This window comes from Oscillatoria nigro-viridis PCC 7112 (assembly GCF_000317475.1).
Lineage (GTDB): Bacteria > Cyanobacteriota > Cyanobacteriia > Cyanobacteriales > Microcoleaceae > Microcoleus > Microcoleus nigroviridis.
The window spans coordinates 5,238,090-5,253,651 of sequence record NC_019729.1 but is presented as its reverse complement, the minus strand read 5'-3'; the positions used below and the strand labels follow the sequence as shown (position 1 = coordinate 5,253,651).

Sequence of the window (15,562 nt, the reverse complement as noted above, 5' to 3'; positions counted from 1 at the left end):
GGTTTATTTGTACTTCACTTAGCTAAAAATTGCTTTATGGGAAGAGGGGGGAAATTGAGCTTAACTCGATTTCCCCCCTCTTGACAAACGCTTTGTTTTCTGATGCTTGTCTCTAACACACCATCTGTCTCGACTCCATTTCTAGCAAGCGCAGCAGTGTTTCGTCGCCCTTGGCTTTGGCTGCTTGCTTTCTACGATCGAGAATATTGCAAATATTCGCCTGGTGAACTTGCGCCACTTCCACAACTGTTGGGTAATATTCCACCGCCGCTGAGGCGCGAGCTGCTGCGACATCCCGATCGCCAGCTTGAGCATCTCGCTTTTTGGTATGGTTTGGGCCGCCGTATTTTTGGGGCACCGGAATGTGTCTCGGATAGCGATAGTTCCAGTTTTGGCCCCGATATTTGCCCGCGACTTCACCTTCGATCATATCTACTGTCGGAATGTCGTACTCGTAGTTTACGCCGCGATAAGTGAGTTTCATATCTTTTGATCCTTATATGTATGAAGATAAAAAGGGCAGTCAGGTCAGGTTTGCTTTTTTTTCGCTAAAACCTTTTTAGTTTCTGTATTCAATTATACTGTTTTTTGAAATGAATCTGTTTTGTTTACAAAAATTAATATTTTGAGGGAGACGGCAAGAAAAAACCCGCCGCAGCGGGTTTAATCGAGTTTTTGACTGATTCGAGCAGCACCCGAAGCGAAACTGCTTCGGTTCCGAAGAACTAGCCGACTGTCACCTGATCGGTTTGCACGCCTGTGGCACCTTCTTCAGCAGAGGCGATCGCCACCAACTTGTCGAGAATTTCCTGACTCGGAACTTGACCTTTGAGAACAACCGTGCCGCTGAGCTGAGCTACATAAACTGTCTCGATATCAGCAACTTCTGAATCGCTGTCAAAAGCTAAAGCCACCCGCTTCGCGAGGCCGCTTTCGTCAAAATTTCCGTCTGGGCCGACTTTAGCAGGAGCGATGGATTGCGCTTGTGCTGCTTGCTGTACTACTTGTGCCATCGGTTCAGCCGGGGCTTCAGGCTTTTCGAGTCCGAACAGTCTTTTAAACCAACCCATATTAGTTGAGTCTCCTGAAAATACACTTTTTCCAAGATAGCTCTAGAATTCCAAAAGACTCGTAATTGTTGCAAAACTCAGCGAAATTTATCAAAATGTTTTCCGGTAGACTTTCACAATCTCAAATCTCCCATGATATCTAGATGTTGATTTTGCTATTTTGTGTATATGACGATCGCTACACCTTGGATTGCACACCAGTAGTCGAAATAGTTCCCACTCTCCCCACTCTCACCTTGAAAAAACTGCACAGCGCGCCGGAATACATTCCCGGTTTGTTTAACTACCCAGGACATCTTGTGCTGGTCATCGAACTGTGTTCGCGGATACAGGGACTTTGCCCTGCGCTTAATTGGGGGTAGCCCTGCATAAGTAGTGATGCGATTTTGTAACCCACTGTGTGGAGATGAAAGGCAAAAATCACTACTTGTTTACCAATTCCCAATTCCCAGTTCCCAATTCCCAATTCGCCATTACTACTCACCAATTTCCAATTCCCAATTACTATTCACCAATTCCCAATTAGAGATAATTAAATCTAATGCTTAATTTTTTAGATAATATTGTTCTGCTTCCGACCAATTCAGCTTCAGCAACGAATCATCTCCCCATGTCAGCTTGAGACTCGGCTTAATTGCTATCACGCCCAAAGCGCTAATAATCTGCGCTGCAACAGCTTTAGCCAATAGCGGCGGTACAGAATTTCCGACTTGGCGAAAACCGTGCCATTTTGTAACGTGAAATCTAAACCAGTCAGGATAGGAATGCAGCCGCGCAGCTTCTCTGACTGTAATGCACCGAGGGGCGATCGGGTGAATCGGTCTCGGCGAAGTATAAGCCCCCCTCGCCCTGTCGGTTCCCGCCCTGAGAGTGTTGCAAACTCCGTCGGGGTGAAGCTTGTAAAAACGGCTGATCGGCTCTTTTTCGCCGTGTTTGGCCGCCTGAAACCTTTCCATACATTCCTGAGAATGTTTAGTTCGCAAACTACAAGAGAGGATTTGTCGATCGTACTCGCGATCGTAGGAATAATCATCATCCAAACCATCTATTCCGCGCATTATACTCGCATAAGTGCTGCACTTTCCGTATTCCGCGATTACCCAATCTCGGTGCAGCAACTCGCTGTAGTTGTCCACATCCGGCAAATCTCCAATCGCATCCCAAACTGTCGGGACAGCAGGTAAATTAATTTTTTTATAGCGTTTAGGAATTTTAATTTTAGGCAGTATAGTAGTTTGCTGAGGGTATTTTGGTAGCTCATAACCTTCTTTGCACCCAATCAAAAACAATCGTTTGCGAGCTTGCGGTACTCCATAGTTAACAGCATTGAGAACTTGATAATTTTCTTCTACTTTATAGCCACATTTCAGAAAAGAGCTAATTAAAATATTCAGGAGTTCTTTGTGTTCTCCTGATGCAATTCCCGGCACATTTTCCATTACAAAAAACTTGGGCTTTAGCTCCAAAACTAAGCGCTGAAAGTGAAAGATTAGAGAATTTCGCGGGTCGTCCACATCGCGCTTGCCCATCATGGAGAATCCTTGACAGGGCGAACCGCTGATTACTACGTCTATCTCGCGCCGCCCGAGCGCCGATTTTTTCCGAATTTCTGAACCCGTAAGCGCTGTGACATCTTTGCAAAGAATAGAACACAGCGGGAAATTAAACTCGTGTGTGGCGCAGTGAATAGGGTCAATTTCGACTGATGCAAGTACATCAAAACCTGCTTGTTCAAAGCCCAGGGTCATGCCGCCCGCGCCTGCAAATAAATCAACAGCGATCGGTCGCTTTTTCCGATTGCTTGGCATAACATTTCAATAACAAAGTTGCTTTAATAGAAATTAAGGAAATCAACCGCGTTTCTGGTAATAAATCGTGGGTTTGTCCGCGAGCGAGCCACCAAGGAACCGGGTTTATACATAACCTTTCAATACACAAAATGCTTTAATAAGCTGTATTTAATTTAACATTTTTCATGATTTCCGCAGCGGCCCGATCGCACACACCCACATCTCCGAGACTTTCCCGCATTTCCCGATAACCTGCTTTCATTTGCTGGCGCCGATCGGCATTTTGCAGCAATTCCAGTGCGTGGTTGACTATATTTTCCGCAGTCGCCTCGTCTTGCAGCAACTCCGGGACGATCGGCTTCATTTGCACCAAATTGGGCGGAGACATAAAAGGAATCGAAAATTTCAGCACGTGGCGAGCAATCATCGCCGTAATCGGACTGACGCGATAGAGGACAACTTGCGGAACATCCAGCAAAGCCAACTCCAGATTAACAGTACCAGATTTAGTAATCGCCAGATCGGCAGCGGCTAATATTTCCAGAGTTTGATTTTCTAACAGAGTAGCCCGCAAACCGTAATTCTCGATCGCCTGTTCGATTTTGCTGCGGAAAGCTTTGTTAGCAAGCGGAATCAAAAAATGAACTTCCGGCAATTTAGCTTGAATAATTTGAGCTGCTTCAAATATAACCGGCATCAGGTACTTGAGTTCTTGGTGTCTGGAAGCGGGAATTAGGGCGATCGACACCTGTTCCGGCACAATTCCCAAAGTTTTGCGGGCAACTTCCCGGCTGGGCGCAGATTGCATTCTATCCACCAAAGGATGCCCAACCCAACTAACTTCGGCTCCTTTTTCTCGATAATAACAAGCTTCTTCGGGGAAAATTGCCAAAAGTTGGTCGCAAATATTGACAATCAGATCCGTATTGCGAGGAGAAATCGACCAAACCCATTCTTGAGGTGCGATGTACCAAACCACCGGCAAATCAGGCAAACAGCGGCGGATGTAGCTGCCAATACCGAGATTTGGAGTCAAATAATCAATCAATACAACAGCATCGGGGCGAAAGTTTTTGAGATATTGTTTAGCTTTTTGCTGAACTTGGATCGTGGGCAAAATATACGGCACTGATTCTATGAGGCCCATAGAACCAATGCCCACAGTATCGCCTAAAATAGTAGCACCCGCTTCCGCCATACGAGGGCCGCCCAATCCTGTTATTTCTAACTCCAAACCGGCGGCGACAGCGTGACGTTTTAAGGCGGCAACTAACAAAGCTCCTTGCAAATCGCCAGAAACCTCACCAGTGCTGATAAAAATTTTCATATTCTGACTTTAAACAGGTGAGATGTTTGCTAATAACTCGGTAACAGCATCATATCGATCGGGCTCCTTAGCACAGCGTAGGAGTAATTCTAAGTCTAGATCGGGAAGGAATGTACTCCGGGAAATCTGCTCGTAATTTTCACCTGTTAAGTAATAGAGAGATAACTGACTATTTTGCCAAAACCAGACTTCCAGAACGCCCAATCTTTTGTAGAATTCTAGAGTATTTATCCCGCCGCTGGTAATTACCACTTCAATCGCAATATCTGGGACTATTTTTTGCGTTCCTATATCATAGGAATCATCCGGCTCTTTTCTACCGCCTAATTCTCTGTTACCTAGAGTCGGGCCGCCCTTGCCGTAAAATCGAATCCCATTTGCTCTCATATATGCCTCTAGCAGCATACAGAGAGTTTTCTTGATTATTTCGTGTTCGGGCGAGACAGTCATAATTTGCAGCAGTCGATCGAGATAGAAAAATTTCACACCTCGGAAATCTTTAAATGCTGCTTCTATAGCTTCAAATTGCTCCCAACTAATATCTGAGAACCTGATGCAGCCATCTGGTTCTGTTTCAGGGGATGTAGATTTGACTGAAGTATATACATTCATAGGCCAACAGTCGCTTAGTTCATAGGTTTATTCTACCTGATTCACTTTTTGCCAGGAATCAAACCGCGCCGCCCTTTGGTTACAGACTGCTGCACAAATCTCTGCAGGTGCTGCAAGTGGGGGTTTTCCGGCAACAAATCCAACTGTTCCAAAGCTCGATCGAGAGTGTAGCCAGAACGGTATAGAATACGAAAAGTTTTCTTCAAAACTAGCAAATCTTCTGCTGTAAAACCGGCGCGTTCGAGACCTATTTTGTTGATGGCTCGCACTCTCGAAGGATTCCCCTCGACTAGCATATAAGGAGGTACGTCTCGATCGATCCTGCTCAAGCCGCCCACCATAGACAAGCGGCCGATCTGGACAAACTGGTGAACGCCCAAAACACCGCTCAATCGGGCTTGAGACTCGATTTTAACGTGTCCGGCTAAGGCTACAGCATTGGCGATAATTACTCGATCGGCGATCGCGCAATTGTGTCCCACATGAACATAAGCCATCAATAGATTATGATTGCCAATAGTCGTGCTTTCCCCGGCTCCAGTAGCGCGGTTGATCGTCACGTATTCCCGAATGAGATTGTTGTCGCCAATTTTCACCCTAGTCAGAGAACCCTCGTATTTCAAATCTTGAGGTTCCAAACCAATCGCCGCACCGGGGAAAATTTGATTTCGAGCGCCTATTTCTGTTAGCCCGTCGATAATTGCATGGGCGCCAATCTTAGTATCCGGCCCGATTTTCACTCTTTCCCCAATTACAGCATAAGCTCCCACTTCTACAGTCGGGTGAAGTTCGGCGCGGGGATGAATCACAGCAGTTGGGTGAATCAAAGTAAGCATTTTTTATTAGTCAGTTTTCAGTTTTCAGTTTTCAGTTTTCATACAAAATCAAGCTTAAATACCCCGTTTATTTCTTAGTCCGCTTGGAGTGGACTTCGTTTGTGTAGTAGCGATTTCAATCGCCGAATCATCAAGGAGTAACAAACCAGGATTTAGTATCAGTAGTCCCTTGTCAATTGTCAATAGATCAGTTGTCATCAGAAATATAGATAAATTCCCAAATAACACATAACCAATCACCAATCACCAATCACCAATCACCAATCACCAATTTAATCTACCATTGAAAACGTCAATTCTCCTTCACAAACTTTTTGGCCGTCTACTTCAGCCAGAGCCTGCATTTTTGCAAATCGGCGGCGTTTTACCCACAGCAATTCTACAGTCATCAGCAACCGATCGCCCGGTACAACCTGACGGCGGAACTTGACTTGATCGATGCCGGTAAACATCCACAATCCTTGCTTGATATCGGGCAACTGAGCCAGAACAATACCGCCAACTTGAGCCATCGCTTCGACAATTAATACCCCAGGCATAATCGGCCGTCCGGGAAAATGCCCTTGAAAATGCGGTTCGTTGAAAGTCACATTTTTAATTCCTACAGCCCTCTCGGACGGCACGTAATCAACAATCTTGTCAACCAGTGCAAAAGGATAGCGATGAGGCAATAATTTCTGAACTTCTTCGAGAGTAAAAGTAGATTTAACCGCTGGAGAATCCTCACCGTTGTTGGTGGGGACGGATTCAGAATTAGCAGTATTGAGGGTGTTAACTTCAGTCAGCGTGGACATTGCTTGAAGACTTTTGAGTGTGGTATGGCAGAAGGAAGAAGGCCCTTCGGCTTCGCTCAGGGTGAAAAGAAGGAAGATGCAATCTTAACAGATCGCCTGTTTTTTCCTAACTTTTATCTAGCGCAGCTAGAGCTTCCGATTTCAGGGCTTGGGCGAGTTGGACGTGTAAGTTGTGACTGGCTTTGTAAGCCAAGTAGTGAGCTTTTGGCCAAGTTCCTAGCAGACTGAGGTCGCCTGCTAAGTCTAGGATTTTATGGCGCACCGGTTCGTTGGCAAATCTCAAGGGCGGGTTGAGCCAGCCGGATCGATCGCAAACTAGGGCGTTCTCTAGGGTACCACCTTTGATCAAACCTGCTTGTCGCAATTGGTCAACTTGGCGGGCAAGTCCAAAAGTGCGGGCTGGGGCGATCGCGCTAGCAAAACTTTCTGCCTCTGGCGACCAACTGTACCATTGATTGCCGATCGCCTGTTCCTCAAAATCAATTCCGTAACTAAACCGAGTTTCCGCTGAGGGTAAAGCCGCTGCAAAAGCATCCCCGTGACGCACCCAAATTGGCTGTTCTAGGACGAAGGAGGAAGTGGGGTCTTGCTTCGATTCTTGAGGAACTAAGCCGGTACGGGCGATCGCCTCTACCCAAACCAGAGCCGAACCGTCCAGCAGAGGCACTTCCGGCCCATCAACCTCAATTCGAGCATTATCCGCTCCCATCCCCGCCAAAGCGGCTAATAGATGCTCTACAGTGCGAATTTGACCGTCGATACCTGCCAGTTCAGTTGAAAGTGCAGTCTGGCAAACCGCCTCAATTTTTGCAGGAATTATTGGAGCACCAGGCAAGTCTATTCTGACAAAATAGCGGCCTTCCCCAACCCCAGCAGGCAAAACTCGGACGCGAGTTTGTTCGCCGCTGTGCAAACCGATTCCCGACAGTTCAAATTCAGATTTTAAGGTACGTTGAGTCATTAGTCATTAGTCATCAGTCATTTGTCATTTGTCATCAGTCATTAGTCATCAGTCATTAGTCATCAGTCATTAGTCATTTGTCATTTGTCGCTAGTTAGTGGTTGACAATTACGCATTACGCATTACCCAGATGTGTCAACTTAATCCGAAAGACCGCCCGGGGTTTAAACCCCGAGCGGACTGAGGGTTTAACGCGCTTGTGGACACCTTACCAATTAGCAATCACCAATTAGCAATCACCAATTAGCAATTACCCCTTACTCCTAACTAATGACTAATGACTGCTGACTAATGACTCTTCGTTAATTAGAATCGCTCACCAATTCCAAAGTGAATTTGATTGTCGCCAGTGTCGTTGATACCGTAATCGATCCGGATCGGCCCTAAAGGAGATTGAATCCGCACGCCGAGGCCGTAACCGTAACCGCTACCGGGCTTTTCGCGAATACCGGCCGGGTCGCCCGGGACATCTTTGCCCGTGCCCAAGTCAGTGCCAGCATCCAAAAATAGCGCTCCGCCGATAAACGAAATAATCGGGAAACGGTACTCAACGCTGGCTTCTAGGAAGCTGCGGCCGGCTCCGAGGTAGCCTTCGTTGTATCCGCGCACCGAGTTGGCGCCGCCCAAGGCAAAGGCTTCGTAGGGAGGCAAATCTCCGAATACGGTACCGCCCCTAAAACTGAATGCCAGCGTTTGAGGGCCGGGGGTAAAGTTAGTGTACTTGACTGGTAGGTACAAGCTGTAGCTGGCCCGCAGGCGGTTTAAGAGGATGCTGCCGGAACCTACAGGAATCGATTGTTCCATGCCAAATCTGAGCAGGGAACCGCTAGTGGGGCGGAGAGCGTCGTTGCGCCGATCGCGTACAACACCTGCTTGCAAAGTTGTCAAGTCATCCGAACCCGAATCGCTAAAACTTAACAGGTTGCCGAGTTCGTCCTCGGATTCGCGCCTGCCTTTGCGATCGGTAATTGAGATTCGCTGGTACTGCAAGCCGACTGAAGCAGTCCACTCAGAATCGGCAAAAGGATTGCGCGACAGGGGACGGGTGAAATTGAGGCCGAGACCGGTGCGATTGATGCGGGGTCGATCGTCGTTGGGCAATCTGACTTCCCGTTCGCCGCCGTCAAAAATCACGCTGATCGATCGTCTTCTAAACGCATTAATCGTATAAGAAGTCCGGTAAGGATCGCCCGCAATCCAGGGGTCAGTAAAACTCACGTCAAACAGATTTTGGCGTTGCCCGATTTGTACTTCAGCCCCCAATTTCTGGTTCCTACCGCCCAAGTTTTGCTGCTGGTAACTCAGCGTACCGAACAAACCCGTCGCGGAACTCAAACCCGCACCCGCCGCCAGAGAACCAGTATTTTTCTCAATGACGTTGACAATTACCCTTGCCTTGCGGGGGTCAGTCGTTCCCGGTTCCAAGGCAAGCCGCACGTCTTCAAAAATTCCCAAACCAAACACCCGTCTCAAATCCCTTTCCGCCTTGGTGCGGTTAAAGATGTCTCCGGGCTTGAGTTCTACTTCGCGGGTGACGACAAAGCGACGGGTGTTGCCTCCGATCGGCTGACCCGTGGGATCAGTTGCCTCTCCCTCCTTGTTCAAGAAGCGGACATCAACGGATTCGATCTGGCCTTCTGCCACTACCAGGGTGACTGTGCCGTCGTCTGCTACTTGCGGGGCATCAGTGATTTGGCCCAAAACATAGCCGTTATCTTGATACCACGTATTAATTTTTTTCACTCCCTCCTCAAAGCGGCGGAGGTTGAGAATTTTGCCGTATTGATCGCGGAAGCTTTCGTCAATTACGCTTTGGGGCAGCACTTGCTGACCGGTGATTGTCACTCCCCGGAGCACCGGATTTGGCTGCACGATAAAAGTCACCCGGACGCCCAACGGGGTGTCTTCGGGTACTGCCCGCACGTTTCTGAAAAAGCCCGTGGCAAAAATGGCGTTGATGTCTTGTTGCAGTTGGCTGCGGTTGGTAGTGCGTCCCGGTTGGGTGCTGATGACTCGGTAAATCTCGCTTTCCAGGTCTCCCGTCGCCCCGGTGACGGTAACTTCTGCAACTAGCACTTGCGGTTCGGCGGGCCCGGCGGGTGCGGGGGTTTGTCTCGGCTGCGGTGCTGGGACCGAGGGCAAGGTGGGAACGGTGTTAGCCGGCGGTCTGGTCGGGGCCGGTCTGGGGGGAACTTGGTCGTTTTGAGCTATCGCCCCGGATTCCTCTGGTTTCCCTAGCTCTGCTGCGATCCAGGCGGGCGTTACAGCCGCTTCCGAGGGGGGGAGCGGGCTGCCCAGTTGCGCGTCTGGCAGAGCGTTTTGGCTGCTAGAGGCGGGGGAGGGGTTGGATGCTAGCTCGGGTTTGAGTTGAAAGCTGGCAGGGGAAACCGGGGAGGGGGTGTCTGTGACTCGGCTTGGGGGATCGTCGGTGTCGTCCTCTCCTCTGGCAGGGGCCGCAGCTATTGTTAGGGCTTCCCCTTTGCTAGTTTTAGCGGCTTTGCGGTTTTGAGGAGGGTTTTGGGTTAATTCTGCAATGGGGCGATCGGGTAATTCGATCGACGGGGCGGGCCGGGCGGCAGCCAAAGCTTCCTCTGCTGATTCAGAGTAGGATGTTTGGCCGCTTGCCGAATTTGATAACCCGAATGTTGCTGAGGCAGTAAAAACTGCCACCAATACAGCAGATAAACGCATTTTTGTTCACTTTTTTGGGCAATCCACACACCACATTAGTCATTATTCATCAGTCATTAGTCATTAGTTATATAAGTCGGTGGAATTTCGCGCTGACCGCTAATTGATGACTGTTGACCGCTGATTGCTGACATCGAAAACAGAAGGATGACAAACTGTGCAATTCTAGCGCATTACCAAGGCCTCTAGACTTTCTGAGCGAGAACCCGTTGGAGAACTTGCTGGTAAGCCGTTTCTACCGATCCTAAGTCGCGCCGGAATCGGTCTTTGTCCATAACACGGGCGTCGGGGTCGGCTTCTGCGTTGTCCCAGAGGCGGCAGGTGTCGGGACTGATTTCGTCGGCGAGGATCAGATTTTGATGTTGGTCGATACCGAATTCTAGTTTGAAGTCTACCAGGGTGATGCCGCACTGGCTGAAAAATTCTTTGAGTATTTCGTTAATTTCGCGGGCGGCGATTTCTAGTTGGTCTACTTGTTCGGGGGTGGCTAGCTGCATTAGCAGCAGCCTGTCGCGGGTCAGCAGCGGGTCTCCCAAATCGTCGTTTTTGTAATAAAACTCCACCAGGGGCGGATTGACTATTGTGCCGAGGGCGAGTCCGGTTTGCTTGCACAGACTGCCGGCGGCAATGTTTCTGACTACGACTTCCAAGGGCAAGATGTGGACGCGACAGACTCGCATTTGGTTGGGGGCTGGCGTGTCGATGAAGTGGGTGGGAATGCCTTTGGCTTCTAGCATCCGAAACAGGTGGGCGGATACGGCGCAGTTGATTTCGCCTTTGCCGACGATGCTGCCGCGTTTCTGGGCGTTAAAGGCTGTGGCGTCGTCTTTGAAGTGGGTCAGCAAAATTTCGCTGTCTTCGGTGGAGTAGAGGATTTTGGCTTTGCCTTCGTAGAGTTTGCGATCGGCTGACATGGCGATTAATAATGTAGATGAGTTTTAGATTTTACCGTAGCTCGATCGGGTGTTATTGGCGAGTTTTTGGATCTCGGCTGCGCCCCTGATTCTCTGACCGAGAATTTCTTGAGGGTACAAGTCCCCAGATTTATCCGTGGAATCAATCCCAAATCGAAAATCTAAAATCCTCAAGAAAGAGCATTTATCTCGCGCAAGTCAATCCTTGCATCTCAAATCTAAAATCGCGCAATCGAATGAGGGGCGAGTACACCTGCAGGTAGATACTGTCATCGGCCCCGGCATAAATGATTCTTGACAAAGGACAATAGAGATTAAACCTGCTGGGTTCGCGATCCGTGCTGACTAAACCTCGCCAACGAGACGGGCGCTTAAACAACATCTATAAAATGGCTGATGTATGCAAGACAAAAAAATTCATATTCTCTTGGTAGAAGATGATGAGGTTGATGTGATGAACGTCCGGCGAGCTTTCAAAAAAAATAACATCGTCAACCCCCTCTACATTGCTGCCAATGGATTAGAAGCTCTAGCTATATTGCGTGGAGAAGGAAAAATAGATCCTCCCATGCCTAAAGCGCGCCGGTTGATTTTGCTGGACTTGAATATGCCGAGAATGAGCGGGATCGAGTTTTTGCAAGAATTGCGGCTGGATGAATGTTTGAGGTCGATTCCCGTGATCGTCCTCACAACTTCTAATGAAGATAGAGATAAAGTAAAAGCTTATAATTTGAATGTAGCGGGCTATATTCTTAAACCTGTTACTTTTTCTAACTTTGTGGAAGTGATGGCTACCCTAAACAAATACTGGATGCTGAGCGAAATTCCCTAAATAAGAGAAAATTTAACAGGAAAAGTTTCACGGTGGCTTTGGTGATTTTTCCTTGGTGCATTTATTTTAATTACTTTTTGTAAGCCGCAGCTTTTTCGGAGTAATCCACAATTCGGTTGTTATGGACAAAATTCTCACAATTCTGATAGTTGATGACGATGCAGTCGATCGAATGGCGATTAAACGTTCGCTCAAGTCCGCTGGTGTTTCGGCAGAAGTTACTGAAGCAGAAGACTGCGCCGATGCCCTTGCCAAACTCTCGGTCTGCAAAAATTCTACCCAGGCTACCGCAAAACTCTCCAAACACAATAAATCTCAACCTTTAAGGGAGGTTGAGGAGACAGAAAAGGGGCGGCTATTAAATCAAATATTTGAGTCCAAATTTGACTGCGTATTGCTCGACTACGGATTGCCGGACGGAGACGGACTGAGTTTGGTAAAAAATCTGCGAGAAGCGGGGCTGAAAGTTCCCTTAATTGTGCTCACAGGTCAAGGCGACGAACAAATTGCTGTGGAATTAATGAAGGCAGGAGCTTCTGATTATATCGCTAAAAACAAGCTTTCTCCCGATAGCTTGTCTCGCAGTTTGTACAATGCCATGCGCGTTTACCGCGCCGAATATAAGGCGTTTCATACCAGTCAAAAGCTCAAGGAAAGTGAGGAACGGTATAGGTTAGTTTTAGAGGGAGTGAACGACGGAATTTGGGATTGGGATTTAAGTAAAAATGAGGTTTATTGGAACGATCGCCTTTTGGAAATTATCGGTTTGTCGCGCCAGCAATTTGGCAGGACGATGGAAGCTCTATACAACCGCCTGCACCCCGATGACAAGGAGGGAATCGTCGCGGCGATCGCCGCTCACTTGGAACAAGAAATAGACTATAATGTAGAATTCCGGCTGCTACACTCGAACGGTGTTTACCGCTACTGCACTTCTCAGGGAAAAGCTCAGCGCAATTCCCAAGGAAAACCGCTGCGAATGGCCGGCATGATTAGCGACATTACTGAGCGGAAACAGGCGGAAGATGCTCTGGAAAGGGAACGGCAGCAACTGAGACAAATTATTACTTGCGTGCCTGTAGCAATGGCGATGTTCGATACACAAATGCGCTATATGGCTAATTCTAAAAAATGGATTAGTCAATTTAATTTAAAGTTGCCGTCCCTGAATAATTTTAGCCATTACGAATTGTTTCCAGATACGCCGAATCGCTGGAAAGTAATGTACCAAGAAGTGCTCAAAGGCCAGGTAGTTTCTGTGAGCGAAGATGCCTGGGAACGAGCCGACGGATCTGTTCTGTACCTGCGGTGGGCTGCTCACCCTTGGTACGATCCAGACGAGAAAGTGGGGGGAATCGTGATGGTTGCCGACAAGATTAATGAGTTGGTGGAAGCGCGGGAAACTGCCTTAGAAGCGAGCCGGGTGAAGTCGCAATTCTTGGCGAACATGAGTCACGAAATTCGCACTCCGATGAATGGGGTTTTGGCAATGGCTCAATTGCTGCTGCGCGCTCCTCTGGAACAGAAACAGCGGGACTGTATTCAGACGATTTACCGCAGTGCTGAACATTTGCTAAATGTTATTAATGATATCCTCGATTTCTCTAAGATTGAAGCTGGAGAAATGCGGCTGGAAAAGTATAATTTTGATTTGGATAGTTGCCTTGAGTCTGTGATAGAAATCCTAGCGCATTTGGCAGAAGAAAAAGGTATTGAATTGAATATTTTAGTTGACAGCTCAGTGCCGAGAAAGTTGGTGGGCGACTCGGGCAGATTGAAGCAAGTTTTGCTGAATTTGACGGGTAATGCCATAAAATTTACCGATCGCGGTCAAGTTCTAGTTCACGTAACTGTGAAACAGGGCAACCGACTGGCAGACGGTAGACAAGAGGCAAGATTGCTATTTTCCGTGCGGGATACTGGCATTGGAATTTCGGCCCAAGGGCAAACAAAGCTGTTCCAATCTTTTTCTCAGGTAGACGATTCTCCTACGAGGCCTTACGGCGGGACAGGTTTGGGTTTGGCTATTTGCAAGCAGTTAGTGGAGATGATGGGAGGGGACATTGGAGTTCGCAGTTTGCTAGGCAGCGGTGCTACTTTTTGGTTTACTGTACCTTTGGAAAAACAGTTGCCAGTTGAGCCTCACGATCCCGAACTTGCGGGCAAGAAGTTGTTAGTAGTCTCTGGAAGCGCTTTGAGGAGGGCAGCGGTGCGATCGCTCGCTCAAAGTTGGGGTGCGCGCTGCGACGAGGCAGAAACTGCTGCTGAGGCTTTGAGTTGGTTGAAAAATGCCCGGGGCGGGATTTCTCAGCATTCGGGGGAGGGGGGAAAAAGCTGGGATGTGGTGCTTGTGGACTTGCAAATGCCGGAGTTGGATGCGGAGGAATTTGCTGGGAAAGTGCGATCGACCTCGACAGTTGGCTCGTTAATCGCCATGACTGCTTTGCGAGAACAGCCGAAGGCTGAAGCGCTTTGCAGTCATGGTTTTAACGGGTATTTGATCGAGCCGGTGCGGCCAAGCCGCCTGCTTGAAACTTTGCTGGCGGCGGTGAAGGGAACAGGATATTTTGGGAGATTGGAGGCTGCTAATAGTTGCAAGTTGCCACCAGTTAATTCTGAATATGCTACCCCCAATTCGCCGTCATCGCTGAGAATTTTGCTGGCGGAAGACCACCCGATCAATCAACAAGTTCTCGTCCAACAGTTGGCAGTTTTAGGCTATCAGGCTGACTGCGTTGTCAACGGTCAAGAAGCGCTGGATTTGCTGGCAAAAAAAAGCTATGATTTAGTGCTGATGGACTGTCAAATGCCGGTACTTGACGGTTACAAAACGGCGCAAAAGTTGAGGGAAATCGAAGGAAGCGATCGGCATACTTTTGTGATGGCTTTAACTGCTCATGCTATGCCGGGGGAACGAGAAAAGTGTCTGGCGGCGGGGATGGACGATTATCTCAGCAAACCTGTAGATTTAGATGCTTTGGCGGCGGCCCTGAAAAAGTATGAAGCCCTAAATGTTCAGGGTGAAAATAAGTATGGAGTTAAAAGTATTAATTCGGAAAATCAATCTCAATTAGCAACAAATTATACAGAAGTTGTGGAAAAAGCCCAGGTTGTGCCTCTGCCGACACCAAGGGCGATCGCACTTGAAACTTGGGAACATAGAGACTACGACGGACTGTTCGACAAGAGCAGATTGGAGCAACTCGGACGAGTTAATATTAAATTGCCAGAGCGACTTTTGCAAGCTTTTGTGGCAGGCGCGCAAGCTGATGTAGCTGCTGCCAAAATAGCCGTAGAAGCTAAAGATTGGCAAGCTGTGGAATATCAAGCACACCGTCTCAAGGGAACTTCGGCTAATGTGGGAGTTGCTCTGATGTCGGATTTGGCCGCACAATTGGAGGATCAAGCCCGAAGCTTTCAATCTGAACCACCAGAGGTGGAATTGTTAAATATGGAGAGGGTTGAGAACCTATTAGTAAGTTTGTTCAGTCATTTAGCCAGGGTTCAAGAATTTGTGGAAACTCGAATGTTTGGTTAATATCTTACTCGATCGTAGTCGATCGCAGTCGGCGATTGTAATCGCCATTACAAAAACGAAGTCCCTCTCTCAGAGACTAAGAAATAAAACGGTACGGTATGGAGTGTGCATCCTACATATAGAAATTCTAGAAAAATTTTGTTTGTTTCTTTCTTCACTCCGTGTCCTCTGCGTTCTCTGCGGTTAATTAAAAAAAA

General features: G+C 48.0%; 13 protein-coding genes. 3 read left to right on the top strand and 10 right to left on the bottom strand.

The genetic code is table 11. From position 1 onward, the window contains the following. Positions 1 to 112: 112 nt before the first annotated feature. Together OSC7112_RS21935 and OSC7112_RS21930 are read right to left on the bottom strand one after the other, a co-directional pair. Positions 113 to 484 carry a DUF4278 domain-containing protein gene (locus tag OSC7112_RS21935; RefSeq protein ID WP_015177960.1) on the bottom strand — a complete coding sequence of 124 codons (372 nt, stop codon included), beginning with the start codon at positions 482 to 484 and terminating at the stop codon, positions 113 to 115. Positions 485 to 725: 241 nt separating this feature from the next. Then, positions 726 to 1,070: a BON domain-containing protein gene (locus OSC7112_RS21930; protein WP_015177959.1), complete on the bottom strand. Its 345-nt coding sequence runs from the start codon at positions 1,068 to 1,070 to the stop codon at positions 726 to 728. Between the two features lie 143 nt (positions 1,071 to 1,213). Between OSC7112_RS21930 and OSC7112_RS21925 the strand changes: the two genes are divergently transcribed. Continuing rightward, the gene (locus OSC7112_RS21925; RefSeq protein WP_041623357.1) at positions 1,214 to 1,432 is read left to right on the top strand and encodes a chemotaxis protein CheW; all 219 of its coding nucleotides are present in this window, start codon (positions 1,214 to 1,216) and stop codon (positions 1,430 to 1,432) included. Positions 1,433 to 1,615: 183 nt separating this feature from the next. On the opposite strand, the gene OSC7112_RS21920 is transcribed toward OSC7112_RS21925, so the two are convergent. The 8 genes from OSC7112_RS21920 to purC form a co-directional block, all read right to left on the bottom strand. After that, complete coding sequence (locus OSC7112_RS21920) at positions 1,616 to 2,878, bottom strand: DNA cytosine methyltransferase (protein ID WP_015177958.1); 1,263 nt, start codon at positions 2,876 to 2,878, stop codon at positions 1,616 to 1,618. 136 nt (positions 2,879 to 3,014) lie between these two features. Beyond that, positions 3,015 to 4,187, bottom strand: coding sequence for a lipid-A-disaccharide synthase (lpxB, locus tag OSC7112_RS21915; protein ID WP_015177957.1), 1,173 nt, complete (start codon positions 4,185 to 4,187; stop codon positions 3,015 to 3,017). A 9-nt stretch (positions 4,188 to 4,196) separates the two neighbouring features. Then, positions 4,197 to 4,799 carry a Uma2 family endonuclease gene (locus OSC7112_RS21910; RefSeq protein ID WP_015177956.1) on the bottom strand — a complete coding sequence of 201 codons (603 nt, stop codon included), beginning with the start codon at positions 4,797 to 4,799 and terminating at the stop codon, positions 4,197 to 4,199. A 41-nt stretch (positions 4,800 to 4,840) separates the two neighbouring features. Continuing rightward, complete coding sequence (lpxA, locus tag OSC7112_RS21905) at positions 4,841 to 5,635, bottom strand: acyl-ACP--UDP-N-acetylglucosamine O-acyltransferase (RefSeq protein WP_015177955.1); 795 nt, start codon at positions 5,633 to 5,635, stop codon at positions 4,841 to 4,843. 272 nt (positions 5,636 to 5,907) lie between these two features. Next, entirely contained in the window at positions 5,908 to 6,429 is a 522-nt protein-coding gene (gene fabZ / locus OSC7112_RS21900) for a 3-hydroxyacyl-ACP dehydratase FabZ (RefSeq protein WP_015177954.1), read from the bottom strand. Between the two features lie 106 nt (positions 6,430 to 6,535). Beyond that, positions 6,536 to 7,390 (bottom strand): UDP-3-O-acyl-N-acetylglucosamine deacetylase, encoded by an 855-nt coding sequence (gene lpxC, locus OSC7112_RS21895; protein ID WP_015177953.1) that lies wholly within the window; start codon positions 7,388 to 7,390, stop codon positions 6,536 to 6,538. A gap of 306 nt (positions 7,391 to 7,696) precedes the next feature. Beyond that, positions 7,697 to 10,081 (bottom strand): BamA/TamA family outer membrane protein, encoded by a 2,385-nt coding sequence (locus tag OSC7112_RS21890; protein ID WP_015177952.1) that lies wholly within the window; start codon positions 10,079 to 10,081, stop codon positions 7,697 to 7,699. A gap of 185 nt (positions 10,082 to 10,266) precedes the next feature. Further along, positions 10,267 to 10,995 carry a phosphoribosylaminoimidazolesuccinocarboxamide synthase gene (purC, locus tag OSC7112_RS21885; RefSeq protein ID WP_015177951.1) on the bottom strand — a complete coding sequence of 243 codons (729 nt, stop codon included), beginning with the start codon at positions 10,993 to 10,995 and terminating at the stop codon, positions 10,267 to 10,269. Positions 10,996 to 11,395: 400 nt separating this feature from the next. Between purC and OSC7112_RS21875 the strand changes: the two genes are divergently transcribed. Beyond that, positions 11,396 to 11,827 (top strand): response regulator, encoded by a 432-nt coding sequence (locus tag OSC7112_RS21875; RefSeq protein WP_015177949.1) that lies wholly within the window; start codon positions 11,396 to 11,398, stop codon positions 11,825 to 11,827. A 121-nt stretch (positions 11,828 to 11,948) separates the two neighbouring features. Beyond that, complete coding sequence (locus OSC7112_RS21870) at positions 11,949 to 15,365, top strand: response regulator (RefSeq protein ID WP_015177948.1); 3,417 nt, start codon at positions 11,949 to 11,951, stop codon at positions 15,363 to 15,365. Positions 15,366 to 15,562 lie beyond the last annotated feature (197 nt).

Coding starts and splice junctions, on each gene's coding strand:
- lpxA (WP_015177955.1), bottom strand. CDS start 5,635: ATGCTTACTTTGATTCACCCAACTGCTGTGATTCATCCCCGCGCCGAA.
- OSC7112_RS21910 (WP_015177956.1), bottom strand. CDS start 4,799: ATGAATGTATATACTTCAGTCAAATCTACATCCCCTGAAACAGAACCA.
- lpxB (WP_015177957.1), bottom strand. CDS start 4,187: ATGAAAATTTTTATCAGCACTGGTGAGGTTTCTGGCGATTTGCAAGGA.
- OSC7112_RS21890 (WP_015177952.1), bottom strand. CDS start 10,081: ATGCGTTTATCTGCTGTATTGGTGGCAGTTTTTACTGCCTCAGCAACA.
- OSC7112_RS21920 (WP_015177958.1), bottom strand. CDS start 2,878: ATGCCAAGCAATCGGAAAAAGCGACCGATCGCTGTTGATTTATTTGCA.
- fabZ (WP_015177954.1), bottom strand. CDS start 6,429: ATGTCCACGCTGACTGAAGTTAACACCCTCAATACTGCTAATTCTGAA.
- OSC7112_RS21925 (WP_041623357.1), top strand. CDS start 1,214: ATGTTGATTTTGCTATTTTGTGTATATGACGATCGCTACACCTTGGAT.
- OSC7112_RS21870 (WP_015177948.1), top strand. CDS start 11,949: ATGGACAAAATTCTCACAATTCTGATAGTTGATGACGATGCAGTCGAT.
- OSC7112_RS21935 (WP_015177960.1), bottom strand. CDS start 484: ATGAAACTCACTTATCGCGGCGTAAACTACGAGTACGACATTCCGACA.
- purC (WP_015177951.1), bottom strand. CDS start 10,995: ATGTCAGCCGATCGCAAACTCTACGAAGGCAAAGCCAAAATCCTCTAC.
- OSC7112_RS21930 (WP_015177959.1), bottom strand. CDS start 1,070: ATGGGTTGGTTTAAAAGACTGTTCGGACTCGAAAAGCCTGAAGCCCCG.
- lpxC (WP_015177953.1), bottom strand. CDS start 7,390: ATGACTCAACGTACCTTAAAATCTGAATTTGAACTGTCGGGAATCGGT.
- OSC7112_RS21875 (WP_015177949.1), top strand. CDS start 11,396: ATGCAAGACAAAAAAATTCATATTCTCTTGGTAGAAGATGATGAGGTT.